General features: G+C 53.6%; 24 protein-coding genes. 4 read left to right on the top strand and 20 right to left on the bottom strand.

Going from position 1 to position 26,343, the window contains the following annotated elements; genetic code table 11:
• Positions 1-323: 323 nt before the first annotated feature.
• On the top strand, positions 324-1,580 hold the full coding sequence (gene cypC, locus ABIE48_RS12625; protein WP_483312685.1) for a CYP152 family fatty-acid peroxygenase CypC: 1,257 nt from the start codon (positions 324-326) through the stop codon (positions 1,578-1,580).
• A gap of 161 nt (positions 1,581-1,741) precedes the next feature.
• On the opposite strand, the gene ABIE48_RS12620 is transcribed toward cypC, so the two are convergent.
• Positions 1,742-2,011, bottom strand: a complete 270-nt coding sequence (locus ABIE48_RS12620; protein WP_145020359.1) for a YrhK family protein — start codon at positions 2,009-2,011, stop codon at positions 1,742-1,744.
• 328 nt (positions 2,012-2,339) lie between these two features.
• Here ABIE48_RS12620 and ABIE48_RS12615 point away from each other — a divergent pair, with 328 nt between their 5' ends.
• The gene (locus ABIE48_RS12615; RefSeq protein ID WP_192714391.1) at positions 2,340-4,076 is read left to right on the top strand and encodes an ABC transporter ATP-binding protein; all 1,737 of its coding nucleotides are present in this window, start codon (positions 2,340-2,342) and stop codon (positions 4,074-4,076) included.
• An 81-nt stretch (positions 4,077-4,157) separates the two neighbouring features.
• Here ABIE48_RS12615 and ABIE48_RS12610 read toward each other — a convergent pair whose 3' ends face one another.
• From ABIE48_RS12610 to ABIE48_RS12580, 7 genes are all read right to left on the bottom strand, one after another.
• Entirely contained in the window at positions 4,158-4,421 is a 264-nt protein-coding gene (locus tag ABIE48_RS12610; protein WP_076166519.1) for an HPr family phosphocarrier protein, read from the bottom strand.
• Between the two features lie 3 nt (positions 4,422-4,424).
• On the bottom strand, positions 4,425-6,149 hold the full coding sequence (gene ptsP, locus ABIE48_RS12605; RefSeq protein ID WP_192714392.1) for a phosphoenolpyruvate--protein phosphotransferase: 1,725 nt from the start codon (positions 6,147-6,149) through the stop codon (positions 4,425-4,427).
• Between the two features lie 63 nt (positions 6,150-6,212).
• Entirely contained in the window at positions 6,213-7,352 is a 1,140-nt protein-coding gene (locus ABIE48_RS12600; RefSeq protein ID WP_192714393.1) for a mannitol-1-phosphate 5-dehydrogenase, read from the bottom strand.
• Positions 7,349-7,786 (bottom strand): PTS mannitol transporter subunit IIA, encoded by a 438-nt coding sequence (locus tag ABIE48_RS12595; RefSeq protein WP_145157181.1) that lies wholly within the window; start codon positions 7,784-7,786, stop codon positions 7,349-7,351. Before ABIE48_RS12595 ends, ABIE48_RS12600 begins: the two co-directional genes overlap by 4 nt.
• A 5-nt stretch (positions 7,787-7,791) precedes the next feature.
• Positions 7,792-9,963 carry a BglG family transcription antiterminator gene (locus tag ABIE48_RS12590; RefSeq protein ID WP_192714394.1) on the bottom strand — a complete coding sequence of 724 codons (2,172 nt, stop codon included), beginning with the start codon at positions 9,961-9,963 and terminating at the stop codon, positions 7,792-7,794.
• Between the two features lie 85 nt (positions 9,964-10,048).
• Positions 10,049-11,524 (bottom strand): PTS mannitol transporter subunit IIBC, encoded by a 1,476-nt coding sequence (locus ABIE48_RS12585; RefSeq protein WP_145157179.1) that lies wholly within the window; start codon positions 11,522-11,524, stop codon positions 10,049-10,051.
• Between the two features lie 534 nt (positions 11,525-12,058).
• Positions 12,059-12,808: an SDR family NAD(P)-dependent oxidoreductase gene (locus tag ABIE48_RS12580; protein WP_145020383.1), complete on the bottom strand. Its 750-nt coding sequence runs from the start codon at positions 12,806-12,808 to the stop codon at positions 12,059-12,061.
• A gap of 138 nt (positions 12,809-12,946) precedes the next feature.
• Here ABIE48_RS12580 and ABIE48_RS12575 point away from each other — a divergent pair, with 138 nt between their 5' ends.
• Together ABIE48_RS12575 and ABIE48_RS12570 are read left to right on the top strand one after the other, a co-directional pair.
• Complete coding sequence (locus tag ABIE48_RS12575; protein WP_145020386.1) at positions 12,947-13,840, top strand: LysR family transcriptional regulator; 894 nt, start codon at positions 12,947-12,949, stop codon at positions 13,838-13,840.
• Between the two features lie 99 nt (positions 13,841-13,939).
• Positions 13,940-14,596 (top strand): NADPH-dependent F420 reductase, encoded by a 657-nt coding sequence (locus tag ABIE48_RS12570; RefSeq protein ID WP_192714395.1) that lies wholly within the window; start codon positions 13,940-13,942, stop codon positions 14,594-14,596.
• Between the two features lie 108 nt (positions 14,597-14,704).
• On the opposite strand, the gene ABIE48_RS12565 is transcribed toward ABIE48_RS12570, so the two are convergent.
• The 12 genes from ABIE48_RS12565 to iolB all read right to left on the bottom strand — a co-directional run bounded on the left by ABIE48_RS12565 (position 14,705) and on the right by iolB (position 26,333).
• Positions 14,705-15,214, bottom strand: a complete 510-nt coding sequence (locus ABIE48_RS12565) for a GNAT family N-acetyltransferase (protein ID WP_192714396.1) — start codon at positions 15,212-15,214, stop codon at positions 14,705-14,707.
• 36 nt (positions 15,215-15,250) lie between these two features.
• Positions 15,251-15,562, bottom strand: a complete 312-nt coding sequence (locus ABIE48_RS12560; protein WP_200630752.1) for a Dabb family protein — start codon at positions 15,560-15,562, stop codon at positions 15,251-15,253.
• Between the two features lie 112 nt (positions 15,563-15,674).
• Positions 15,675-16,679 carry a LacI family DNA-binding transcriptional regulator gene (locus ABIE48_RS12555; protein ID WP_354518977.1) on the bottom strand — a complete coding sequence of 335 codons (1,005 nt, stop codon included), beginning with the start codon at positions 16,677-16,679 and terminating at the stop codon, positions 15,675-15,677.
• A gap of 13 nt (positions 16,680-16,692) precedes the next feature.
• Positions 16,693-17,583, bottom strand: coding sequence for a CehA/McbA family metallohydrolase (locus ABIE48_RS12550; protein ID WP_145020400.1), 891 nt, complete (start codon positions 17,581-17,583; stop codon positions 16,693-16,695).
• 34 nt (positions 17,584-17,617) lie between these two features.
• The gene (locus tag ABIE48_RS12545) at positions 17,618-18,526 is read right to left on the bottom strand and encodes a carbohydrate ABC transporter permease (protein WP_116230771.1); all 909 of its coding nucleotides are present in this window, start codon (positions 18,524-18,526) and stop codon (positions 17,618-17,620) included.
• A gap of 17 nt (positions 18,527-18,543) precedes the next feature.
• Positions 18,544-20,268: an extracellular solute-binding protein gene (locus tag ABIE48_RS12540; RefSeq protein ID WP_192714399.1), complete on the bottom strand. Its 1,725-nt coding sequence runs from the start codon at positions 20,266-20,268 to the stop codon at positions 18,544-18,546.
• Positions 20,269-20,382: 114 nt separating this feature from the next.
• Positions 20,383-21,333, bottom strand: coding sequence for an ABC transporter permease (locus ABIE48_RS12535; RefSeq protein WP_105443214.1), 951 nt, complete (start codon positions 21,331-21,333; stop codon positions 20,383-20,385).
• Positions 21,334-21,944: 611 nt separating this feature from the next.
• The gene (locus ABIE48_RS12530; protein ID WP_354520625.1) at positions 21,945-22,670 is read right to left on the bottom strand and encodes a substrate-binding domain-containing protein; all 726 of its coding nucleotides are present in this window, start codon (positions 22,668-22,670) and stop codon (positions 21,945-21,947) included.
• A gap of 28 nt (positions 22,671-22,698) precedes the next feature.
• Positions 22,699-22,944, bottom strand: a complete 246-nt coding sequence (locus tag ABIE48_RS12525; protein ID WP_354518974.1) for a LacI family DNA-binding transcriptional regulator — start codon at positions 22,942-22,944, stop codon at positions 22,699-22,701.
• Positions 22,945-23,022: 78 nt separating this feature from the next.
• Positions 23,023-24,489 (bottom strand): CoA-acylating methylmalonate-semialdehyde dehydrogenase, encoded by a 1,467-nt coding sequence (locus ABIE48_RS12520; RefSeq protein ID WP_145020412.1) that lies wholly within the window; start codon positions 24,487-24,489, stop codon positions 23,023-23,025.
• Between the two features lie 21 nt (positions 24,490-24,510).
• Positions 24,511-25,512 carry a 5-dehydro-2-deoxygluconokinase gene (iolC, locus tag ABIE48_RS12515; RefSeq protein ID WP_192714400.1) on the bottom strand — a complete coding sequence of 334 codons (1,002 nt, stop codon included), beginning with the start codon at positions 25,510-25,512 and terminating at the stop codon, positions 24,511-24,513.
• A complete protein-coding gene (iolB, locus tag ABIE48_RS12510; RefSeq protein WP_192714401.1) occupies positions 25,509-26,333 on the bottom strand; it encodes a 5-deoxy-glucuronate isomerase in 825 nt (274 codons plus the stop codon). The genes iolC and iolB overlap by 4 nt, the downstream gene beginning before the upstream one ends.
• Between the last annotated feature and the right edge of the window lie 10 nt (positions 26,334-26,343).

Genomic DNA, 26,343 nt, shown 5'->3' with positions numbered 1-26,343 from the left:
GTTCTCTATAAATCCTCCTCTGTTGTATCGATTGTACGATAGGAACAATGATCCAAGTTCCTCGCAAGGAAGCAGCAAAAAACCGACCAAAAACTCCATCAGAACGACCCAGGACTCCGGATCATTCGGGGGTCCTTGACCGCTTCCTCCAAAGCATCTTGGTTTGCAGCTGCCTTTTATCCTTCGGTGAGAATGGGAATACTTTGATTCGTACCCTTGTTTATCTAAATTCTTCTTATGTCCATGCCGGGTACGATCAATCGAGTACAGTTCGGGTATGTATATATGATGCGGTTTATTAGTAAAAGGAGGTTGCACTCATGTTGGAAGAAAACAGACCGATGCCGGCAGAAGAAGGCTTGGATCATAGTTTAGCTTTTCTTAAAGAAGGCTATTTGTACATCACGAACCGAACCCTCGGATTTCAATCGGATGTATTCGAGACGCGTTTGCTTGGCGAACGGACCATTTGCATGCGCGGGGAAGAAGCCGCCAGGCTGTTTTATGACGGGGACAAATTTATCCGGTTCGGTGCGGCACCCAAACGCGTGATTAAAACGCTGTTCGGTGAAAACGGAGTTCAAACGCTGGACGGCGAAGCCCATCGCCACCGGAAAGCGATGTTTATGTCACTCATGACCGACGACGCGATGCAGCGTATACGGGAGCTGACCCGAAAATATTGGGAGATTGCAGCGAAAAACTTTGAAACGCGGAAAGAAGTCGAGATTTACGAGGAAGCCAAGACATTGTTATGCCGGGTTGCCTGTGAATGGGCAGGGGTCCCGCTTGCACCCGAAGAAGTGCAGGAGAAAACCGGCTGGTTAGGCGCGTTGTTCGAATCTCCCGCCTCCATTGGAATCACTTATATGAAAGGCCGGAACGCCAGAACCAAGGCGGAGTCCTGGATCAGCGGCCTGATTGAGGACGTGCGCGCCAACCGTTTCACAGCGCCGGAACATTCGGCACTTGTCGTCATCTCTTTTCACCGGGATCTGAATGGCCAGCTGCTCGACTTAAAAACTGCCGCCGTAGAAATGCTGAACATTATTCGCCCGATCGTCGCCGTTTCCATCTACATCGCCTTTACCGCACTGGCCGTCATTCAGCAGCCTGAAGAGCGGGAAAAGCTGGCCGGATCAGATGAAGTGCGGCTTGGCCACTTTATCCAGGAGGTCCGCCGCTTCTATCCTTTCTTCCCCGTGACGGCAGCACGGGTGGCAGAGGACTTTGTCTGGAACGGCTATCGGTTTGAGCAAGGGACGTTAACCATGCTGGACCTGTACGGCACCAATCACCATCCGGACCTGTGGGACAAACCGGAGAAGTTTATGCCGGACCGTTTTCATCATTGGAGAGGATCCCCTTTCAGGTTTATTCCTCAAGGCGGAGGCGATCATGATACAGGGCACCGGTGCGCCGGCGAATGGCTAACCCTGGAAATTATGAAGGAGAGCCTCGACTTCCTGGCCAACCGGATGAGCTATGACGTGCCACAGCAGGATTTAAGCTACAGCTTCAGCGATATTCCGTCGCTGCCCCACAGCAACATTGTCATTCAGAACGTCCGAAGTGTTTAGATATGAATTTCCTTATGTTCCACAGCCCATGCTTTCCCTGAACAGAGAAAAAGCCGCAGCAATGCGGCTTTTTAACTTGCATCGAAATGATCACTTTTTCGGGATCCATGCACAAGGACCTGGATTCACATGGCAGCCAGACCTCTTTTTTGCGTAATGACTTAACGCTGTTTCCAATCGATTTTGCCCAGAATGCGCAGCACGCTGCGGACAAGCATTTGGCAGCTGCCCATGACGAACAGCCACACGCCCGCCGTTTGCGTCGACTCCTGAAAAAACAGCATGCTGCCGCCGATGTAGCACAGCGAAATGATGATGTCGCTTGCGATCCGCAGAACCTTGCCGGGTTCATGGACCACAAGCCGGTGGTGCCGGAACTTGACCACCCAATGCCAATGATGTTCATCCGTCTTAAGCTGCTCAAACTCCATGAGATGATGGCGGATAATAAATCAGCTCCTTTCGTAACACAAAGAGGACTGCCTGCACAGGAGCCCGCATCTTTTTATAAGAAAGTGCGTTTTATTTCATTACCCGCCCCATCCTTCATGAATCAATCCCATGAGCCGTTAATAAAACGTACCCACACCGCAGTAATTTTTAGATATAGGCAAATTTTACTCCTAAATGGAAATCTGTTCGGATATGATGAAAGTAATTCTTATGGAAAGGGTGTTTTCTATGAAAAAAATCGCCGTCTTACCTACAAACGGGAGGGCGACTATACTTTAACCCTCCTGCACTACGGGAGGAATCCAATTGAATTCCAGAATCAAAAAATTCATTTCCTACTATAGACCCTACAAGGGACTGTTTGCCGCCGATATGGCATGCGCTTTTATTTTGTCGGCGATAACGCTTGTTCTTCCGCTCGGCGTCCGCTACATTACCTCCGAGCTGCTTGACGGTGCTCATTCTGACTCGCTGTCCCAAATCTATGAGGTCGGTGCAGGGATGCTCGCATTGGTCATTCTCCATATTGCCTGCGAGGTGTTCGTGGATTACAAAGGCCACATGATGGGCGCGATGATGGAAGGCGACATGCGAAGCGAACTGTTCGAGCATCTGCAGAAGCTTTCGTTCCGTTTTTACGACGAACAAAAAACCGGCCAGCTGATGACCCGGACCACAAACGATATTTTATCCCTTGCCGAGCTGTACCATCACGGACCGGAGGACCTGCTCATCTCGCTCTTGAAATTTACCGGTGCGTTTATCATTTTGATCGCGATCGACGTTAAGCTGACCGTGATCGTCTTTCTGTTTTTGCCGGTGATGGCTGCGTACGCGTTTTATTTTAACCGGAAAATGAATGCGGCCCTGCGAATCAGCCGGGACCGGATCGGGGACATCAACGAGCAGGTGGAAGACTCCCTCGCCGGTATCCGTGTGGTCAAATCGTTTACGAACGAGCACGTGGAGATCCGCAAATTCGCCCGGGCCAATGCCCGCTTTCTCCAGAGCCGGAGCGACGGGTACAAGAGCGAAGCCACTTTCTCCGGCGGAATGATCGGCTTTACACAGCTGATTACCGTCGCCGTTATCGTCTTCGGCGGTGCCGCTATCCTCCACTCGTCGATGCAGCTTCCGGACTTGCTGACCTTCTTTTTATGCATTAGCATTCTGATCGAGCCCATTCAGCGGATGGTGAATTTCGCAAGGCTGTATCAGGAAGGTATGACGGGGTTTGACCGGTTCATGGAGATTTTGGAGGTAGAGCCGGATATCTGCGACGCGCCAAGTGCGGCAGAACTCGGCCATGCCGAAGGCAAGGTGGAATTCCGGCAGGTCTCCTTCAAGTATAAAGATGATCACCGGGAAGTGCTGACCGACCTGTCTCTTACCATCGAAGCCGGCGAATACGTAGCCATCGTCGGTCCTTCCGGCGTCGGGAAAACGACGCTGTGCTCCTTGATCCCCCGATTTTATGAAGTCAGCGGAGGAACCATTCTTCTGGATGGCAAAGACATCCGCGGATTAACTTTGCGGTCCCTCCGGCGGAACATTGGCATCGTCCAGCAGGATATCTATTTATTTGCTGGCACAGTTATGGATAATATACGTTACGGCAATGTGGAGGCGACCCGCGAGGAAGTTATCGAGGCGGCGAAAAAGGCCCATGCCCATGATTTCATTATGGGGCTGCCGAACGGCTATGATACCGACATCGGCCAGCGCGGAATCAAGTTATCCGGCGGTCAGAAGCAACGGCTCAGCATTGCACGCGTGTTTCTCAAAAATCCTCCCGTGATCATCTTTGACGAGGCCACCAGTTCCCTTGACAACGACAGCGAGCAGGCAGTACAGTCGTCGCTGGAGAAGCTGTCCGACAACCGTACGACGTTGGTGATCGCCCACCGGCTGTCTACGGTCCGGAATGCACAGCGGATCATCGTGCTGACCGATGACGGGATTGAGGAACAGGGAACGCATGAAGAGCTTTTGGCACTGGGCGGCACCTATGCGCATTTATACAACATGCAGCTTAAGTTGTGACCAGCTGCTCCCCTACAATAAAACCATCCAGTCCAACAGGGATTTCTCCCTGAGGCTCTGGATGGTTTTTGCTGCTTCAGACTACTCTTCGTAAATTTTGGTGAGCATTTGGCCCAGCTCCTGCAGCGCCTGCTCTTCCTGCTCACCGTCGGCTTCCAGCCGGATTTCATCGCCAGCGGCGATGCCCAGGGTCAACAGCCCGAGGGAGCTTTTGCCGTTGGCTTTTTTCTCGCCTTTGAACAGCGTAACTTTACAAGGAAACGTATTTGCCTTCTCTACGAACAGTTTCGAAGGTCGGGCATGAAACCCTTGCGGGTGGATGACGGTAAAAGTTTGGGATACCATAGCTTATGCTTCACTCCTTAGTTGTTGGTTGACAAAATCAAGCACCTCTTGCTGGGTGCTCATGCCGATCGCCTGCTCGGCCAAGCCTGCCCATTCCTCTCTGGACAAGCGGGAAATCAGTTCTCTGGCCGGGAGTACGGACGAGGCGCTCATGCTGAATTCGTACAGTCCGAGTCCGAGAAGAAGCGGAATCGCTGCTGAATCTCCGGCCATTTCACCGCACATGCCGGCCCATTTGCCGTGGCGGTTAGCTGCCTGGATCACAAGCTGCACCAGACGGAGAATCGACGGATGATGAGGCTGATACAGATAAGCGACCGATTCGTTCATCCGGTCCGCCGCCATCGTGTACTGAATCAGGTCGTTCGTGCCTATGCTGAAAAAGTCCACTTCCTTCGCCAACACATCGGCGGCGATCGCTGCAGCGGGAATTTCGATCATAATACCGACTTCAAGCGTATCGGACACCTTCGTGCCCTCCTGCTCGAGCTTGGCGCGTTCTTCCGCCAGAATCCGCTTCGCCTCACGAAGCTCGCCCAGGACGGCGATCATCGGGAACATAATGGCTAGCTTGCCGTGCATGCTGGCCCGAAGCAGCGCCCGAAGCTGGGTGCGGAACAAATCCTCCTTGTCCAGGCATAAACGGATGGCACGCTGGCCCAGAAACGGATTCATCTCTTTCGGCAGCTGAAGGTAAGGCAGCTCTTTATCGCCGCCGATATCCAGCGTACGGATGACGACGCGCTTGCCGTTCATTTTCTCCAATACATGCTTGTATACGGAATACTGCTCTTCTTCGGAAGGAAACGAGCTGCGTCCCATATACAGAAATTCGGTACGGAACAAGCCTATGCCGTCCGCCCCGTTCGCCAGCACCTTCTCCAGATCGTCAATGCCGCCGATATTGCTGGCCAGCTCTACCTGAACGCCGTCTCCGGTGACCGACGGCCGGTCCACGTAGCTGCGCATGCGGGTCTTATACTCTTCATATTCTGCCTTACGAGTGGAATAATCGCGGAGCTGCTCATCCGACGGATTGACGATGACCTGCCCGGCCGTAGCGTCAAGAATGATCATATCACCCGTCCGAATCGCAGAAGCATCCGCACCGGTCCCGACGACGGCAGCCAGCTCCAGGGAGCGGGCCATGATGGCGGAATGCGACGTCCGGCTTCCGATCTCCGTGACGAAGCCCCGGACGAATTCCAGATTTAACTGGGCCGTATCCGACGGGGTCAAATCTTTGGCAATCAGAATCGTTTCGTCGCTCAGCTCGGACAGCGCGCTGTGCTCCCGTCCCTCCAGCTTGCTGATGACCCGTCCCGTGATATCCTTAACGTCCGCCGCGCGTTCCCGCAGCATCTCGTTATCCATGGACTGCAGCGCTTCGATGATGCTGGAAGCCACTTCGTACAAGGCATATTCCGCGTTGACGCCGTCGCTCTCAATCTGGTCCAGCGTCGTGTCGATCAGGTCCGGGTCGTCCAAAAGAAACAGGTGAGCTTCGAAAATCTCGGCCTTCTGCGGTCCAAGCCGCTCCAGTGTCGTTTCCCGAATCCGGTCGATATCAGCCTTGGCCTCATCCACGGCGCTGCGAAGACGCTGTATCTCGGCCGCAGAATCATCGACCTTTCTCTGCTGCGGGATGGACTCCTCCGCTTCCAGTCGGTACGCTTTGGCAATGGCGATGCCCGGTGATGCGGGCACGCCGGTCAGCAGTTGGCTCATGGGCCATACCTCCTTATTTTACGTTGGAATTCGTCTATCGTGAACATGCTAGTTTTCGATCGATTATTGATGATTGTAGGCCTTCAACACTTTCTCGGTCAGCATATGGTCTGGATCAAGACCGCTTACTTCGGCAAAAGCCTGGCGGGCGCCTTGATCCGCGATCAGGCTCTGCAGCTTCACGGCCTCCGGATCTTCTGCGAAGTCGAATTTAAGAGCCAGCGCCATGACCTCGGTCAAATGCTCGAAGCCACCGCCCTGCTCCCAGGCACGAAGCGCCGGCCGGACCAAGCGGTCATCCGGGGACAGCTTACGGATCGGCGACCGGCCGACCCGGACAACCTCGTCGCTCAAATACGGATTGCGGAAGCGGTCCATGATCGTACGGATATAGTTCTCATGCTCCGCAGGATCAAAGCCGTAAGCGCGCACGAGCATGCTTCCCGTTTCCTGAAGCGCACCGGTAACCAGCCCGGCGACTTCCTCGTCCTTCATCGCTTCCTGGATGGTCGCATATCCTTTCCGGTATCCGGCATAAGCCGCGCTGCAGTGACCGGTATTTACTGTGAAAAGCTTGCGCTCAATATACGGAATCAAGTCGTCAACGTAATGAACGCCTTGGATTTCCTGGGAGCCGGAGAACATTTGGGATCGATTGATCACCCATTCGTAGAACGGCTCCACCGTGACAGCTAGCGGATCCTCATGATGCTGCAGCGGCACGATACGGTCTACCGCAGAATCCGGGAAGGCTGCAAAAGAAGCCGCTTTTTGCTGCTCTTCGAGCGACAAATGGCCCATGACGTGTTCTCTCAACTGGGTGCTGGCGCCGATGGCGTTCTCGCAGGCAATAACATGCAGCGGAGCTGCTCCGCGTTCCATCCGAAGCTTCAAACCAGCTGCAATCCCCGGCGCGATATGTTTCAGAATGTTGACACCGACTGCCGTCGTAACCATGTCGGCTGAAGCCACTGCTTCCGCCACCGCTGCGGGATCCCGGCCGTCAATGGCGTTAACGCCCTCTACCGGGATTTGCTTCCCGCTCTCGTCGGCAATGGTGACCGTGTAAGAACCGCGCTGCTGGATTGTTTGCACCAATGACTCGTTCACATCGGAAAATACGACCTCGTAACCCGACTGCGACAGCAGCAAGCCGATAAATCCCCTTCCGATATTTCCTGCGCCGAAATGTAGAGCCTTCATTCTTCCATCCCGCTTTCAAAGATGCTCAAAATTTCCTCGGCGGTCTTCGCCGTACGGATGCCTTCCATGCTGTCCTCATCCGAGCAAACCATGGCGACACTGGTCAGAATATCCATATGCTCACCGTTCTGGGCGGCAATCCCGACGACGAGTACCGCCGGCTCATCCCCGCCAAAATCGACCCCATCCGGAATTTGCAGCACGGCCAGTCCGGTCGACTTGATCATTCCTTTGGCTTCGTTGGTCCCATGGGGAATGGCCAGGCCTGCGCCCATATAAGTGGACAAGGCGTTTTCGCGTTCAATCATCTTGTCGACATATTCCTGATCCACATGTCCGGCATCAACCAGCATTTGTCCGGCAAGGCGAATGGCCTCATACTTGTCGGATACTTTAACGTTCACTCGAATTTGATCTGCGGATAAAATACTCATGGTGATCACTCTCTTTCCAATTTGTTTTTTAAGTAAGCACGGAGATGGGCGGACAATAGTTCCCTGATGCGCCCTTCATCCCCCTCCGCAAGGGCTTCAATCATATCCGTGTCCAGCAGTGTTGCGCTGATTTCGCTCAGCACCTCCAGGGTTTCCCGCTCGAGCTGCCGCGGAGCCAGCATCAGCAAAAAGCGCGACAGCTCAACGTCACCTGAGTCATCCAGCCTGAGCCGCTGATCCAGTTCAAAGAGCATCAATGCCGGCCGTTTCACCGCATTGCTGCGCGTATGAAACAGCGCCAGCTCCGTGCCGGGAATCAGCTGGGTCCCGTGCTGTTCCCGCTGCAGCAGCAGAGCCGCGACCGCTTCCGGGTCGATGATCACATCCCGGAGCATCGGCGCTGTGCAGGCGGCAAGCAGCCATTGATCAAGGCTCGGCTGCCCTTCGATCCGCAGCGGCAGCACGCGAAAAGCTTCCAAGAGCTCAATGCTTTGCTGGAGGGTTTGGTGTAATGAACGCAAGCCGTCGATGTCGGCTGTGCCGGCGGCTTCCCTGCTTCCGGCAGGCCACTTTCTCAGCTCCGGTGCCAAATCCTCCAGCAATCCTGGCAGCGGCTCGGCATCCGCTGATAACGCGTCCGGCAGCGGCTTCACGCCGCGGTGCCGGATATAATCCCGGAGCTTCTCCGCTTCGGATGGGGTAAGCAGCGGGCTCAGCTTCAAATATTGTTCCTCCGGCAGCGGCAAATCGACGGTACTGATGATTAAATCGTAGTCCGTTCTCGGTATCCTTGCAGCCTCATACCATGAAGCTTGTTCAACGATTTGGAGCTGCGGAAATTCTTTGCGCAGCCGAACTGCCAGCATTTTCGAAGAGCCGATTCCGCTCGTGCATACGATCACCGCACGCATATGCTGGGGGATCTGGCCGATACGCTCCCGCGCGGCTCCAAAATGCATCACCAGAAAAGCGATCTCCTCGTCCGGGATGCGGGCGGAAGGAAAAACGGCGTCCGCTGCCTGCCGGACCCGGCCGAACAGCTCGGCATAGTCCTTGCGGATCGTATCCAGCAGCGGATTCCGGATCCGCTGCCCTGCTGTGATTCGTTCCATCGCCGCTTTCAGATGCATGAACAAACCGTCCCGAAGGGAGCGGTCAGCGGTGTAGTCGTTCGCATCCAGTTCCCTCATTTTGCGGATGAGTGACCGGACCGTGCCGGCAAGCTCCAGATCGTCCGCCGGAAGCATTCCTGTCGAGTGAGCCAGGGCTCTTTCAAGAAGTTCTGCGGTATACCTCACTTCAGGCAGCGAATATTCCATGTTCAGAACTTCACTCAACTCATCGCATAAAAGTTCAGCAGACTTCATTTTATGGTCTTGAGCCGGCATAGCGGATGGCCGGTCAAACCGCCGCAGATTGATGAGGCGGTCGGCTTCCGCTTCAGTGACTGTGATGCCCTTGCGAATGCGGGCTGCCGCGATGGACAGCCGGATCAGCAGATCGGTATAGGCTTCCTCACTGAAGGATTCTTCCTGATGCCGTTCCTCCCACTTCCATAAGGTTTCTTCGATCGCCGAAATGCGGTCCGCCCCCGCCATGGAGGCGATTCGGGCATCCACAGGATGATGCGGATTCTGCTCCGAATACCCGATAAGCGACAAGTCATCCAGCCGGAAGCGGACGAGCGTACGAATCGCCTCGCGGATCAAGGGTTCCGAGCCGGTAATTTCCACTCCATAGCCTCGCCGGCGGATCAGCAGCAAGCCTTGTTTGCCAATCCAGTCGGTCAAATCGTCCAGATCCGCTCCTACAGTCGGTACCGTGACCTTCATCTCGTGGGCAAGCGTAAACAGCTTCACCGGTTCCCGCGAACCAAGCAGCCGGGCAAGGAGGTATACCTGCCGCTCATCCGCCGAATATTCGATCTCGGCGGGCATGAGCAGCTCCGAGCGGACTTGTTCAATTTGAGAAGGGTCACCTTCTACACTGAGGCCGGAACCAGCTTTCCGGTGAAGCGTAATCCCGTGCCGATGCAGATAACTCTCGACCGTGTCCAGCTCCCTGTGCACCGTCCGCGGGCTGACCCGAATGCTGCTGGCGATTTCGGCAACCGTACTCTCCGAAGGGCTGCGCAGCAGCACATCCAAGATCTGTCTTACACGGTGTGACAATTCCATGCCCCTAAGCCTCCATAACGGCCGCAAAAGGCGCTTGGATGCCGGCCCATATGCCCGCATCCATTCGCCTCAAGCGTTTTTATAGTTATTTCAAGCGTTCGACCAGCTCGTCATATTCCGGACTCTTCAGGAAGTTGTCGATAGAAATATGCTCTGCTTTCGGCGCTACGCCGCGAGCACGGTCTGTCAACGTTTTATGCGTGACAACGATATCCGCGTCGGACGGAATGTCGCTGATCGCCGTGTTCGTGACCTCGATCGGCGATCCGGCGGCTTTCATCTTCTTGCGAAGGATGGAAGCACCCATGGCGCTGGAGCCCATGCCGGCGTCGCAGGCGAAGACGATTTTGTGAACCTCGTCTTTGCTCTTCTGCCCTTCAGCAGTGCTTGCCGCCGAAGGAGCCGTTGCTTCTTTCGCCCCTTCTTCCGCAGCGGCCGCCGCAGCAGCCGGAGTTCCTGCAGCTTTCATGTCTTTCATACGTTTCGTTGCTTCTTCAAGATCGTCCTGGTCTTCTTCCGTCTTCTTGCTGGTTTTCAGCAGAAGCGCAGCCACGACGAAAGATACGATCGCAGCGGTGATGACCCCGCTCAGTACGGGAAAAATTTCTCCCCGCGGCGCCATGGCCAGGTAAGCGATGATGCTGCCTGGAGATGGCGGGCCAACAAGCCCCGCGTTCAGCAGCGAGAACGTGAATGTGCCTGTGACGCCGCCGGCCATTGCCGCCAGAATGAGGCGTGGATTCATCAGAATGTACGGGAAGTAAATTTCATGAATCCCGCCAAAAAAGTGAATGATCGCCGCACCCGGAGCAGATTGACGTGCGGATCCCCGGCCTACGATCATGTAAGCAAGCAGGATGCCGAGTCCGGGACCCGGGTTCGATTCGAGCATGAACAAGATGGATTTGCCTGCGCTCTGCGCTTGTTCAATCGCGATCGGGCTCAACACCCCGTGATTGATGGCGTTGTTCAGGAACAGCACCTTCGCCGGTTCGATCAAAATGTTGACGAGCGGAATCAGGTGGTGATGAACCAGAAACTCGACGCCGGAGGAAAGCACGTTCGTGACGGCTTCGATGATGCGTCCCACGATCGAATAAGCGATCAGGACGAGCACACCGCCGATAATGCCGAGCGAGAAGTTGTTGACGAGCATTTCAAAGCCGGACTTGATTTTGCCTTCGACAGCTCTGTCAAACTGTTTGAGCACCCAGGCAGCTCCTGGACCGACGGCCATCGCGCCGAGGAACATCGGAATGTCGGTTCCGATAATGACGCCCATCGTGACCAGGGCGCCGATCACGCCGCCGCGCTGCTTGTGCACCATCGTACCGCCGGTGTATCCGATCAACAGCGGGAGCAGGTACTTGATCATCGGGTCGACCAGCTTCGCGAGATACTCGTTCGGAATCCAGCCGGTCGGTATGAACAGTGCCGTGATCAAGCCCCACGCGATGAACGCTCCGATGTTCGGCATGACCATGCCGCTCAGGAAGCGCCCGAATTTTTGAACTCCGACCCGGGCGGCACCGGATGCGGAGGAAGATGTGGATTGGGCCATGAGGATAACCTCCTTGTAAACTTTTGTCGAACGGTATTTTGCAATACGTCGTTCGTCCTATATCCATCCTAGCCGACATCAACCTGACACTCAATAAAATGAAAACGCTATATTGTCAGGAGCCCTGATGACAAAACTTTATGAATCCTGCATAAACCCTTGATGTATCAGGCTTTTGCAGACCCAGTGAGGATGACATGCGGGGGAAACATACAGGCTAAGTTCACTCCGGTCAGCTGTGACTGCATTCGTTTAATCTGTAATTTTCCCAGATAAAGTTTTCCTTTCTGGAACCTGATCATGGGTAGCTTTTCCCATTAAGTGGACCTGATTCAGAAATTACCGATTTTTCACAAAATAACAAAAACGTCTTTCGACGTACCTTCACAGAAGACAGACCGCCTCTAAAGGAAGTTTTTCTTGCAATATCAGGAAGCCATGGTTCTGGAGTTTATACTTTCTGATATTAAAAAAAGCGCCCTGGTTTAAGGCGCTAGCGTGCGTATGTGTTGGCCATATCCGGCATAAAAGACGTCATCTCCCAAAAAGCCATCCGCCATTGACGTTCAGAATTTCTCCAGTGACATAAGATGCATCCGGCGAAATCAAGTATAAGACCGCGGCAGCTACCTCGTCCGGCGTCCCCGGACGCCCGGCGGGAATATTCGGGATCAGCTGCTGCAGTTTATCTTCACGGTGGCCAAAACCGGTATCCGTAATCAAGCCTGGAGCCACGGCATTAACCGTTATCCCTTTGACGCTCAGCTCTCGGGCTGCAGCGTACGTAAGGCCATGAAGCCCGGATTTCGAGGCGGCGTATGCCAGGGATCCGGGGCCGCTTCCACCTGTAAACGCCCCGATCGAGCTGATATTGACTATCCTGCCGCCCGGACTTGCCAGGTATGGCGCGGCGGCAGCCGTCATCAAAAATGCCCCCTTCAAGTTCACGCCAATAATGTCATCCCAGAACCGTTCGGAATCTTCAAGAGGCACTCCGGTAGAAACGGCATCACCCATAAGCCCCGCATTGTTAATGACTATATCTAAACGTCCGTTTTGGTGGACTACCTCCTCGACGGCCCGCTGTACATCTTCACGGCGGCGTACATCCGCTTGTACCCATGAAGCGCCTTCGCCCAGCCGCTTACATGCTTCCCTCAGGGAAGCTTCGTGTCTCCCTAGGATCATGACACCGATTTCTTCTTGTATGAGCCTTTGAGCAATCGAGAATCCGATTCCACTGCTTCCGCCAGTTACGATCGCTGTACGTTTCATTGGAGTCATCTTGATCACCTTTCCCTTCGCCATGTGTGTGACATTGGATGAATTCTATTGTAATATCAATCCGTTCATAAGCGAAATATCGGTTTTATATTTCTGTAATAAGTTTTAATTATTAAAAAAGGGAATTGGAGGATCGTTATGGAACTGCGGCAGCTCAAATATTTCGTCACTTTGGCCGAAGAACTGCACTTCGGACGGGCAGCCGATCGGGTGGGAATCGCCCAGCCTGCTCTTAGTCAGCAGATACGTCAGCTCGAACAGGAGCTTGGCGGGGCCTTGTTTATCCGTACCAAACGAAGTGTTTCGCTGACATCGGCCGGAATTTTATTTTATGAGGAAGCCAGAAACTTGCTCCACCACGCGGATCGTGCCGTGGACAAGGTTAGAAGCGCATTTTCGGGGATGATCGGAGAACTCAGGATCGGATTCGTGGAATCCGCAACTTGGGACATTCTTCCTCAGGTCATTTCTGCGTACCGTCAAAGATATCCCGAAGTCCAAATCACACCATGCCATTTACATTCATCTTCCCAAATCGAAGCTCTGTTGGATGGCACGCTTAGCATCGGTATTACAGGCATTCCCGTGAACGAGCCGCTTCTTATGTCATACTCCATCCGGAGCGAGCCTTTCTGGGTCGCACTCCCTCACGAACATCCTTTGGGTAACCGCCATACTGTGCATATCGGCGAATTAAGCAGGGAATCGTTTATTACTACCAACCGGGAAGTAGGAAAGGTTTATTATGATACCATGATTCAAATATGCATGGAGGCAGGGTTCAGTCCAGCCATTGTTCAAACAGCCGACGAAATGCATACGTTGTTGTCGCTCGTTTCATCGGGTCTCGGCATTGCCCTGATTCATGAATCTGCCCGGCATTTACGCACCGATCTCACATATAAGCCTGTACTTGGAGTTAGCCAATCCGCATACAGGATGTCTTTTGTATGGAAAAAGGACCACATCTCTCCTCTATTGCGAGGCTTCTTGGATACCATGCAAAAGCTCTACCCGCAGCAGGATCATTAATTTGGAAAAAAATAGTTTGCAGCGCTTTACATCGATAACTGTTTTTGTTACAGTTTATTTGATGATATACAACTAATTCGGGAAAGGAAGTCGGAATAAATGAAAATTGCGATTATCGGTGCCGGAAATATCGGAGGAAATCTCGCCCGCCGCCTGACCAAACTCGGACATGAAGTGTCCATCGCCAATTCGAGAGGCCCACAAACCTTGGCTGCACTTGCCGAAGAAACTGGAGCAGTACCCAAGGAAGTCACGGAAGTGGCTCAGGGTGCAGAAGTGGTCATTGTGACAATTCCTCAGAAAAACATTCCTGACCTTCCTGCCGGAATCCTCGACCATACCGCACCAAATGCTGTGATTATCGATACGGGGAACTATTACCCTCGCCAGCGCGACGGGCTCATTGCAGAAATTGAAGCAGGCCTGCCGGAGAGCCGCTGGGTGGAACAGCATTTGAAGCGCCCGGTGAACAAAGCTTTTAACGGCATATCCGCCCAAAATCTGCTGGAACGCGGCCTGCCGAAGGGCAGCCCTGGACGTTTGGCGCTGCCGGTGGCTGGAGACGATCCCGCCTCTAAGCAGGTTGTGCTTGACCTGATTGAAGAACTTGGCTTTGACGCCATCGACGCCGGCGGACTGGATGAGTCCTGGCGCCAGCAGCCGGGTACGCCAAGCTACCGCGAGCACGACGCCGACAGCCTTCGCCAAGCGCTGGCGGAAGCCAGCCCGGAGCGCACAGCTGATTTTAAAGCTTAATCGCCATATAAGCAGAACAATAAACAGTACAAAAATCCCCTTAGTCTCCACCGTACGGAGAAAAGGGGATTTTTTCTTTATGCCGGTATCGGATTACCTTGCCGAAGACTATACAAACACTTTTTCAAAAGCCGGAAAGCCCGCTTCCCGTCCCGGGTAGTTCACTTCGCCCCGCTGATCGTAGCCGAGTCCCCGGTACAGCTTGAGGGCCGGCGCGTTCTTGGCGTATGTATCGAGCCGGATGCTCTTGTATCCATTCTCTTGGGCAAACTGTTCCGCAAAAGCAACCAGCTTACGCGCGATTCCTTGTCCTTGGGCCATCGGATCCACCGCGATCCGGTGCATCATCAGATGCGGCCCCTCGGTCTCCGTCCAATCGATCTTGTCATACTGCTCGTCTTGATGCTGATCCAGCACCATGATGCCAAGAATCCGTCCGTCGTCTTCCGCTGCGAACAGCGTCCCCCGGCTCAAATCTTCCCCGATGACATCCCGGTTCGGATACTCCTCGTCCCATTGGTCGCTGCCGCCTTCCTGCATGACCTGAACGCATCTGGAGATCAATTGCATGATCTCTTCCATCTCATCTCTCCGGCCTGTTCGAATTTGAATACTCAAAGCTTGCACCATCCTCGTCCTATCGAAAATCTAACCTCAATGCTCATATCCGGCATAATCGATCTCGAGAAACTGGATCACTTCCGGATCCCAACGGTCCCTCACAAAAGCCACGTGCTGCGGATGAGCGTTATAGGCTTCATAATCCTCACGGCTGTCAAACCTCATGGAAAAACCAAAGTCATATGTATTCTTGGGACTGATTTCCCGGAATACTTGAAATTCCTTTACCGTAGGAATCGAGCTGAGTGCAGCCCTGCCGTCCTCCAGAAATCGCTGTTCAGCGGACGAACCCTTTTCATGCTTCAGCGAAAAGATGACCGAATGGATGATTGCGCCGTCTTTCACGTTAACACTCCTTTTTTTCATCGAAATGACAAACGAGTCTTTTACTATTATAAAGGCTAACCAAAGAGATGGACAGCTTCAAAGCACCCCGGTTCTTGGTTGTTCACAACCTTCACAGAGGTCTGCAGCTGTCGCGCACCGCTAACCGATGACCCAAAATGATATCTTCCGCTGTTCGCTTTTCTCCTGCAATGAACTGAAGCAGCGTTTCGACCGTCACCTCGCCCATGCGCTGAATAGGCTGCTCCATAGACGTGATCCGCGGCCGGACGAGCTCCGTCATCTGGCTTCCGTCAAAGCCGATCACCGAAATATCCTCAGGAACCTTCAGGCCGTGATCGATGATGCAGTTGACTGCCCCGATCGCCATATCGTCGCTGACGGCAAAGACCGCAGTCGGTTTATGTTTGTAACGCAGGAACTCACCCATCAGTGCATAGCCGCTGTTCACCTTGTAATCACCGAAACGGACAAGTTCATGGACAAATCTAATTCCATGGTCCGCCAAAGCATTCCGGTACCCGCTGTATCGGTTTTGGCCGGAAGTCATATCCCGCATGTCCCCGCCGATAAAAGCAATCTGCTGATGCCCGAGTCCGATTAAATATTTCGTTGCGTCATACGCTGCGGCATAATCGTCCACGATGACCGATACGAAGGATTGGTCCATCGGTTTCACGCTGGAGAAGATGACGGGGATTTTTAATTTCTCGATAAAATTCCGGATATCCTCATTGATCTTCTCGTGCATGATAATAATGCCTTCCACGCGCATTTCCTTGAAAATGTTCAGGTATTTGAACTCCTTGTCAATGTCCTCGCTGATATTGCAGACGAGTAGATTATAATGATTGGAGGCAGCGGTCTGCTCGATGGAGCTCAGAATGGTCGAATAAAAGCTGGAGGTCAGATCCGGCACGATGACCCCCAGCAGATTGGTTTTGTTCCTGACCAGGCTTCTGGCAATATGGCTGGGCGCATAACCCAGGTCTTCAATGGCCTGGTTAACGCGGTCCTTCAGTTCTTCCCTGACGTATTTTTCCCCGTTTAAAACACGGGAGACCGTTGTCGTAGAGACACCGGCCCGTTTGGCAACATCCTTGATTTTAACGCTCATACCCATCTCATCCCTAACGTTGATTAATGAACAAGGGTTGAGAGAACGCCGCATAGCCTCCTTCAATATAGGCGCTGACGCGGACATACCCTTCGTCTCCCATACACGAATAAGTCACTTCCGTAATCCGTCCCGTTTCCTCATGCAGCACCCTGCCGTCTTTCCCAAACAAGGTCACGTATTTATACATCCGGTCCAGCAGTTTGTTCGACTTCAGGCGGATGCAGATCTGACGATCTTCGGTCTGAATCGATTCAAAACCAAAACCAGTGGAGACATAAAAACTGCCGCTTCGGATCGCGTCGAGAATGGACTGCTGCGAATTTTCTTCGGCAAGCACGACGTTCCAGGCCTGCTTCTCTTGTCCGTACACATGGGAATCGTCGTTTCCGAAGCCCCATACCCGCCGTCCAGCCGAAAGCATCGCATCCCATTTATCAAACGCGATATCGTATTCGATGTTCCCGTCCCCGTTGTAAACCTCGATTCCGGTCACCCGCTCCATCCGCAGCATGTCCTCCAGGTTCCAGTAATTCGAAAAATACCGGTTCGGGTGCACGAGAACGCAGATTCCGCCATTATCCAAGGTCACATCAGCCAGCCTTTGGTAATTTCCTATCGAAAACTCACTGCTGTAGCCCTCCATTATGGAACGTGGAGGTGCTACGAGAAGCATGTGAGGCTGGCGGCTGCTGACCTCGATCGCTTCAAAAACCGTGGGGATGCTGCATTCTCCAGCCAAATCAGTAATTTTGTCATGATCCGAAATCGCGAGAAAATCATAATCGGCGTACATCCGATATACCGTTTCCAGCGGAAACCAGCCGTCGCTGTTGTTGGTATGATTATGAAAACTCCCGCGAAGCCACGTTCCTCTTTTATCATAAGGGTTTTCGATGCGCATGCCAAATCCTCCCTAGTTGATCATCGTTCTGCAATTATTCCTTAATCGAACCGATCATGACGCCTTGGGCGAAATATTTTTGAATGAACGGATAGATGATGATGATCGGCGCTACGACAATGATGATCGTGGCCATCTTCATGGAATCGCCCGTTACCTGCATTTTCTCCAGCGCGTCATATTGGTTCATGCCTGCGGCGGATTCCAGCTTGCTGCGCATCGCTTCCGCCCGCGTGAGCATCTCTTGCAGCAGTGTCGATAGCGGCCGCAATTTTGCCGAACGGACATAAAAAGCGCCCGTAAACCAGTCGTTCCAGTGACCGACGGCGTTGAACAGCGCGATGACGGCGATCACCGGCTTGCTGAGCGGCATTATGATCCGCATAAAGATGGCGAAGTCATTGTAGCCGTCCATCCGCGCAGACTCTTCCAGGCTGGGATGAATTTGCTGAAAGAACGTCCGCATGATGATCAGGTTCCAGGCGCTGTACAAGCTCGGGATAATATATACCCAGATCGTATTGGTCAAATGCAGCGATTTCAGCAGCATATAATACGGGATCATTCCCCCGCTGAACAGCATCGTAAAGAAGATCAGCAGCGTGAAGAAGCGTACTCCGGGCATCGTCCTGCTCTTCAGCGCATAGGCGCCCATCGCGGTCAGAAATACGCTCGCGACCGTGCCAACCACGGTTCGAAACAGCGAGATGCCGAAAGCCGTTACGATATTCGAGGAGGCGAACACCTCCTTGAAATTTTGGATCGACCATACACGGGGCCAGAAGTAAATCCCACCGCGCTCAGCATCCTTCCCTGCGTTGAAGGAGAGCGCCAATATGTTCAAAAACGGCAGGACGATGGACAGGCACAGCAGCGTGATCAGCAGGTAGATTACGAAGATATATACTTTTTCACCCAGCGGCGTCCGGTAAAATGGCTTCATCCGCATGATCCTCCCATTTAGAATTTCAAATGCGTTTTGGCGTCGGCATTTTTCTGCTTCAGCAGATCAAGGAACGCCTGCAGTCCGGAGGCGTCCAGCTGCTTGGAAGCGGAGTCCAGGATCTTCTTCGCCTCATCCAGGTTTTTTGCGTAATACGCCCGAATCAGACTGTCGTCATAATTTTCGAACGCCGCCTTCAGCTCGGTTCCCTGATCAAATTCTCCGATGAAAGATAAAGGTGTGTAGCCGTCCACAACATTCGCACGTTTGCGTTTGTCATCCCAGCCCCAGTAATCGGCGATTTTCAGCGCGCCCGCATTCACTTCCGGAGCAACCGCATCGCCGTACTCCATTTCCCCGAAGTCGGCCATCCGGTCAATATCCGTCGATCCCAGCAGCTCACCCCAATAGTTGCCGACACCCGCAAAGCCAAGCTTCTTCGCTTCCTCGGGATTGCTTTGCTTCAAATCCAAAATATCTTTGTTGGCCAGAGGGTTCCCCTTGGCATCCAGGGTGTAATCCCTCCCTTCAATCCCGTACTGCCACAGCAGCTTTCCTTCCCGGCTTGCCAGGAAGTCCGCCAGCTTCATGATGTCTTCCGGATCTTTGGTCGTTGCCGGAATCGCCCAGGCCGAGTATCCAGATTTATAATCGACCTGCATTTGGTACGGACGGTCAACGTAATTGATCGGTCCCAGCGGCAGGTAATGCATATCGCGGTTAAATTCCTGATAATTGTGCATATCTCCGATAATTCCCCACGTTCCATTCAGGGCGCCTTCCGTCGCCCGGCTTTCGTCCATCGTGAAAAATTCGGGATGCAGCAGTTTCTCGCTCAGGAGCTTTTGCACATACTCGACTTTTTTCAGTGCATATTCGGTCTGGCTTTCATGCAAAATGTTACCTCCTGCATCCTTATTGATCCGCTGGTCGGCGCTGCCCCACTCCAGGTCGTTAAACAAGGCGCCGACCTCCTTGCCTCCCCAGTAAGAAGGACCGATCGGAACGACGTCCTTGCCGTTCTTGTCCTTAAACCCGCCTGCCTTGATCTTTTCCGCCAGCTCATACAGCTTCTGGGTCGTATCGATGGTGCGCGGATCCACATGTAGGGCGTCGGCAATATCCTTACGGATATAAGGACCGCCGGCATATTTACGCGTCGAGTACCCGCCTTGTCTGGCGATGTTCATATGGATGAAATAAGACGATCCGCCGAACTCCGGCCGGAACATGACGCCATACTTCGTGTCAAGCGGGAGGTAGTCGTCCTGCAGATATTTGCTGTAGATCTTCGTGTCCTTCATCAGCGGCGTAAGGTCCGTAAACATTTGCTCTCTGGCTGCTTTCAGCACGACCTGCATTTCGGGCCGGCCGCTGTTGTTAAGATAGAACGTTATAAAATCGGGCAGATCGTTCGACGCCAGCCCCGCAATGAGTCCGTCGATGGAATGGTCCGCCACCATGATTTCGATCTCCAGGTCAATGCCTGTCATCTCCTTCAGCTTGGCTTTGATCTCCGCATTCATATCTTCCGTGTAGTCATCCGTCCCCATAAAGACAAGCCCTTTGACTTTGCGGTCCGCAATCCAAGTCGCAGGGTGAATTGCCGTATCCGTATCCTGATTAGCCGCCGTCGGTTCGCTGTTTGGACCGCCTGAATCATTTCCGCTGCACCCAACCAGAAGCATGGAGGCGATCAGCGGCATGGACAACATTTTGAACCACGTTTTCCCTTTCAGCATTTCGGCATCCCTCTTTTCAAATAATTGGTCAATGGCCTTTCCCCTGTCTTTACATGGATGCAATCATAGATTCGATATGGATGCAATAGCATTGTTGCAAAGCATATGGTATCGCTACCATACCGATGTGTCAGAAACTCTTCTTGAGATACGGTTGGCAGTAACGACAAGGATCAATCCGATCAAGCCCTGCATTAATCCCACGGCCGTTGCATATCCGTATTGGCCGCCCTGAAGACCGATGCGAATGACATAAGTATCCAGAATTTCAGAGAGCTGCATGTTTCCCGGAGTTCTCAGGAGGTACAGCTGATCGAATCCGGCGGACAAAATATTGCCCAGTGAAAGAATGAACAAAATGAGGATCGTTGGGCGGATGGAAGGGAGTGTGATGTACCAATGTTCCTTCCACTTGTTCGCCCCGTCGATTTTGGCCGCCTCGTACATATCCGGGTTGACGCCGGCGATCGCCGCCAGATAGATAATGGAGTCCCATCCGATTGTCTTCCATAAATGGCTGCCGAACATAATGGAATAGAAATAATTCGGTTCCATCATATAAAAGGTGCTTCCGTCTCCGCCGAAATAAGACACGACTTGGTTGAGCAATCCGTTATCCGGAGCTAGCAGGCGTTGAGCAAGCCCCACGACCACTACCCAGGACAAAAAATGCGGGAGATAGGCGATACTCTGGGCGATGCTGCGAAAATAACGGTTGCGGATCTCGTTGAACATCAAGGCCAGAAGGATCGGAAAAGGCAGGCCGATAAACAGCTTCATGCAGGAGATGATCAAGGTGTTCTTGATGAGCATTGCGCTCTGATAATCATTGAAAAAACGCTCAAAGTACTTCAGACCGACCCACGGGCTTCCAAGGATTCCCGTATTGAACTTGTATTCCTTGAAGGCCAGGATCAGGCCGACCATCGGTATGTAGGAAAATACGATAAAAAAAGCAAGGCAAGGAAGCAGCATGATGTAGAGGTATTTATGCAGAAGAATGTTTTTCCATCGTTTGCCGGGTGTCTTTCCAGGTACAGCTGCTGTTTTCACCTGGGTTTGCATGGACTGGGATCACCTTCTTTTTTGTGGATGATTGCTGATGAACCGAAGCGGTGTCTTGCATGCCGCCCGTCACTCTTAACCGATGTCATGATCACTTTATATCTGTTATCCTAGGGCTGAATCCCCCCTTTTTACTAAAAGAATGGCTTTTCATTTCGGCTTTAATTGGAATATAGTCTCTCAAGATGAGGTGTAAATCAAAAATGGTTGCACTTTTTGTAAAATATTACATTTCTGTGGTTGAAACCAAGAGCCGAATCCGATCCCGATACGATTGTTAGCATCAATATCTAAATCGTTATTCAGTGCGTATGGTATCGATACCATATTAAGACTCTTCTCTTCTTCTTAAAGCTTAGTAACATAAACTCGAGGCGAAACAGGTTTTAGACTCTCCCTATATGTCCTGTGTCGTAACATGAGGCTGGAAATATGAGGTAAGCGCTTTACCTTGATGAAATTATAATCTACTCCGGTATGAAAGCGCAATCATTATTTTTGTAATAAAATGTCTTCGTTTGTAAAATGGTTGAAACTCCCTCATTATGTCGGGAAAAGCGATGAAATCATCGGGTGATCCACAATGGGAATCAACAACAAAAAAAGCGCCGTTACACGGCGCTGGTTGTTCCACGGACCACGAGTTCCGGCAGCAGAACCAGGCGCTGCTTGGAGGGCTTGCTTCCGTCGATTTCGCCTGTGATCAGCTGGACGATTTCTTTTCCCATTTGCTGAACGGGCTGGGCCACTGAAGTGAGCGGCGGATCGATAATCGTCGCCAGCACCGTGTTGTCAAAGCCAACGACCGAAACATCCTCAGGTACGCGCAGGCCAAGCTCCCGGGCAGCCTGCACGACTCCGATCGCCAGCAAATCGTTGCATCCGAAGATGGCGCTTGGCGGGTTGGACCCGCTGAGCAGCTCCTTGGCTGTCGCCTTCCCTCCCTCTACATGAAACGGACTGACAGCCACCAAATTCTCGTCAAAGGGAATCCCTGCTTCTTCAAGGGCTTTCTGGTAACCGCGAACCCGTTCCTTCGAGCTCATCACAGCCAAGTCCTCCGCAATCACGGCAATATTCCGGTGTCCGAGCCCAGTCAAGTGAGACGCAGCCAGATAGCCGCCTAAGTAATCGTCCACGAGCACTGTATCCACTGCAAGCAGCGGCATTTCCCGCGCGATGACGGCAACCGGAAGCTTGTATTTCATCAGCTGCTTCATCATGGCGTCGTTGCGGGCGCCAGTGGCGATGATGATCCCGTCGGCGCTCTTTTGCCGGAGAACGTTGACATACCTTTCTTCCCGGGTCAAATCGTTGTCCGTGCTGCATATGACCAGGCTGTATCCAAGCTCGTGGGCATGATCTTCAATGCTGCGGGCCAGCTCGGCTAAAAAACGGGTTCGCGATATCCGGGATCAGGAGCCCGAGCGAATACGTCCTTTTCTTGGTCAAGGCGGATGCGACGACGCTCGGCTGGTAGTCGATCCGCTTCATCACGTCCTGCACATGCTTTCTTGTCTTGTCGCTGATCCGGCCGGTCTGGTTGATGACCTTGGATACCGTGGCAATGGACACGCCGGCTTCCCGGGCGATATCGTATATCGTCGCCACCCTCGTTCCCCCTTCCTTAACGCTGCTCTGTACTCTAAGTATAGGGAAAGTTCCAGTCTGTGGCAATTTGCTCCATGATCAATAGCGGGCCACAACCATTTTCTTTCGGGTGTAGAATTCCACCCCGTCTTTGCCGTTGGCGTGAAGGTCTCCGTAAAAGGATTTTTTGTAGCCGGAGAACGGGAAAAATGCCATGGGTGCCGGTACGCCTACATTGACCCCGAGCATGCCGGCGTCGATCGATTCCCTAAACTCTCGAATCGCTTTGGCGCTGTCCGTGTAGATACAGGCCCCATTGGCAAACTCGGACTTGTTGGCAATCGCTACGGCTTCCTGAAGGCTGTTTACCCGAACGACCTGAAGTACAGGCGCAAAGATTTCGTCCGTCCAAATGTTCATACCGGGAGCGGCGTGGTCAAAGATCGTCGGGCCAAGAAAATAACCTTCTGCGTTGGCCAAGGCATGATCCCTGCCGTCCAATACAAGCTGCGCCCCCTCCTGTATCCCCTTCTCAATATATCCAATGGTCCGGCTCTTATGGGAGTCCCGGATCACGGGTCCCAGGAAGGCATCCGGTTCCATACCGTCGCCTACGGGGATATTCTTGGCGGCCTCGGCAAGTCCGCTCACCAGCTCGTCGGCGATATCGCCGACGGCCACGACGACCGAGCAGGCCATGCAGCGTTCGCCTGCGGAGCCGAAGGCCGCGCTCGTGATCTCTTTCACCGCGAGCTTGAGATCGGCATCCGGCATGACGATGGAATGGTTTTTTGCGCCTCCCAGCGCTTGTACCCGTTTACCGTGAGCCGCTGCCGTCTTGTACACGTACTCGGCCACAGGCTGGGAGCCGACAAACGAAATCGCCTTGACGTCTTCGTGCTCAAGCAGGCCGTTAACGACGTCATGCGCACCGTGAACGATGTTGAACACGCCGTCCGGGAGCCCAGCTTCCTGGAGCAGCTCCGCCAGCCGGTTCGCGAGCAGAGGCGTCCGTTCGGACGGCTTCAGCACGAAGGTGTTGCCGCAAACGATCGCTAGCGGGAACATCCAGCTCGGCACCATCATCGGAAAGTTAAACGGCGTGATGCCGCCGACGACGCCGATCGGATAACGGTACATGGCCGACTCCAGTCCCGAGGCAATATCCGGCAGGTTGCTGCCCATCAGCAGTGTCGGAGCGCCGGCTGCGAACTCCACACATTCGATACCGCGCAGCACCTCGCCATATGCTTCCTGGTAGCTCTTGCCGTTTTCCAGCGTAATCATCCGGGCGAGCTCTTCCCAGTGTTCCGTCAAGAGCTGCTGGAACTTGAACATGATCCGTGCCCGGCGCGGCACCGGGGTGCCGCTCCAGGACGGGAACGCCTCCGCCGCCGCGGATACGGCGCGGTTCAGATCGTCCAGGGTGGATAAGGGGACGCGGGCGATCTCTTCCCCTGTGGCCGGATTATAGACCGGCTCCGATCTTCCTCCGCCCGAAGGAACCCACCGGCCCCCGACGTAGTTGTGAAGCTGCTGCACTTGATCTTGCACTTGATCCGTCATGTAGATACCTCCATCGTTTGGTCAAATTCCTTGCTGCACAAAGCGGTCGATCCGCTCCTGGATTTGCGGGGCTGTCGGCATCGCGTCGGAGCAGCTGTGGCTGGAGACCACGATCGATGCTGAGGCACTGCCGAACTGCTGGCACCGGTCGATACTCCATCCCTGCATCAAGCCGTAAATAAAGGCACCTGCAAAGGAGTCACCCGCGCCGAAGGTTTTCACCACCTGTGCCGGAAAAACGGCACCTACGTGCTTCTCTCCGTCCGCCGAAAATGCCGTCGACCCATCGCCGCCCCGTTTGACGACCACCAGCTTGGCCCGGTGCTTGAACCACTGCTTCGCGGTGGCTTCATCGTCCTCCACAAGCGGGCCGTCCAGCGCTTCGATCAGGTCGAACTCTTCGCGTCCGCCGATAATAATATCCGATTTCTCGGCGGCTAGACGGTAATACGTGCCGATCTCATCGGCCGAGGTCCATGTATACGGACGGTAATCGATATCAAAAACAATGACGACTCCGTGTCTTATGGCCAGTTCCATCGCTTTAAAAGCCGCTTCTCTGGACGGGCTCTTTGCAAGGGCTGTACCTGAAATGAGCAGCGCTCTGGCATTTTGGATATAATCCTCGCTTACGTCGCCAGGCTCCAGTTTGAGGTCCGCTACGTTATCCCTGTACATCAGGATGCTGCAGTCCGTCGGCGACTTGATTTCCGTAAACGTGAGTCCCGTGACGCTGCCCGACCGGTCGACGATAACGTGTTTGGTGTCGATGCCTGCGTCCTGCAGGTACCGGGTGATGAAACGGCCGTGGGCGTCATCGGACACCCTGCCGATGAAACCGGTTCGCAGCCCCAGCTTCGCCATGGCGATCGTAATGTTGGCCGGGGAACCGCCGACATATTTCGTAAAGGTGACCGTGTCCTCCATCGGGCGATGGATTTCGTTGGCGTTCAGATCGATGCACAGCCGGCCCAGTCCGATAAAGTCCAGGGAACGATCGTCTGGAAATGAAATCGTGGTCAACGCTTAGACACCTCCTGTCCAGGGGTCATCAGCCATTCATGCTGAGGGTCGTTATGGAACTTCCATGTGCGCACCGGCCCAGCCATGACGTTAAGGTAATACACGTCGTACCCGGGAGGCGCCGATACCGGATGGTAACCGCGGGGAACGAGGACGGCGTCCCCGCTCTTCACAGCCAGCGTTTCATTCAGCGACAGGTCGTCGGTATATACGCGCTGCAGAGCAAACCCCTGACCCGGGGACACCTTGTGATAATAGGTTTCTTCCAGCAGGGACTCATGCGGGAGATCGAGTTGGTCATGTTTATGCGGAGGATAACTGGACCAGTGCCCGGCCGGCGTAAAGACTTCCACGACGAGCAGACTTTCCGCTTCCTCCTGCTCCGGCAAAATATTGCGGACGGTCCGCTCCGTATAACCGGAGCCCCGCTGCTCCGCCCCGATCTTCTCCGGCGGGATGAGCCTTGCTTCGAGCCGCCCTTGGCCGGGAGCGCTGCATACGGCCACCTCCGTTAAGGTAACGGCTTCCAGCCGGAAACGGTCGTGCGCAGGAACGTATACCGCATAAGGGGCAACCGGCTCAAACACGCTCATCCGGCGGCCGATCCGCTCATAGCTTTGTCCGCCTGCATCCACATTCGCCAGCCCGCTGAGCAGCACGAGGCAGACTTCACGTTCTCCCGTCTCCTGCTCGATTGTTTGACCGGGTTCCAGCCGGTACGCTTCAAAACCTACGTACTCCCACCCCGCCGATTCGGGCGTGATGCTGAGCAATCTGCCGTTCTCGTCCGGCTGTCCGCCGGGTACGATAAGCTTGGACATGTTCCTTCCT

The sequence above is a fragment of the Paenibacillus sp. OAE614 genome (assembly GCF_040546645.1).
Lineage (GTDB): Bacteria > Bacillota > Bacilli > Paenibacillales > Paenibacillaceae > Paenibacillus_AQ > Paenibacillus_AQ favisporus.
The sequence above is the reverse complement of the archived record's forward strand: the minus strand, read 5'-3'. Positions and strand labels throughout refer to the sequence as shown.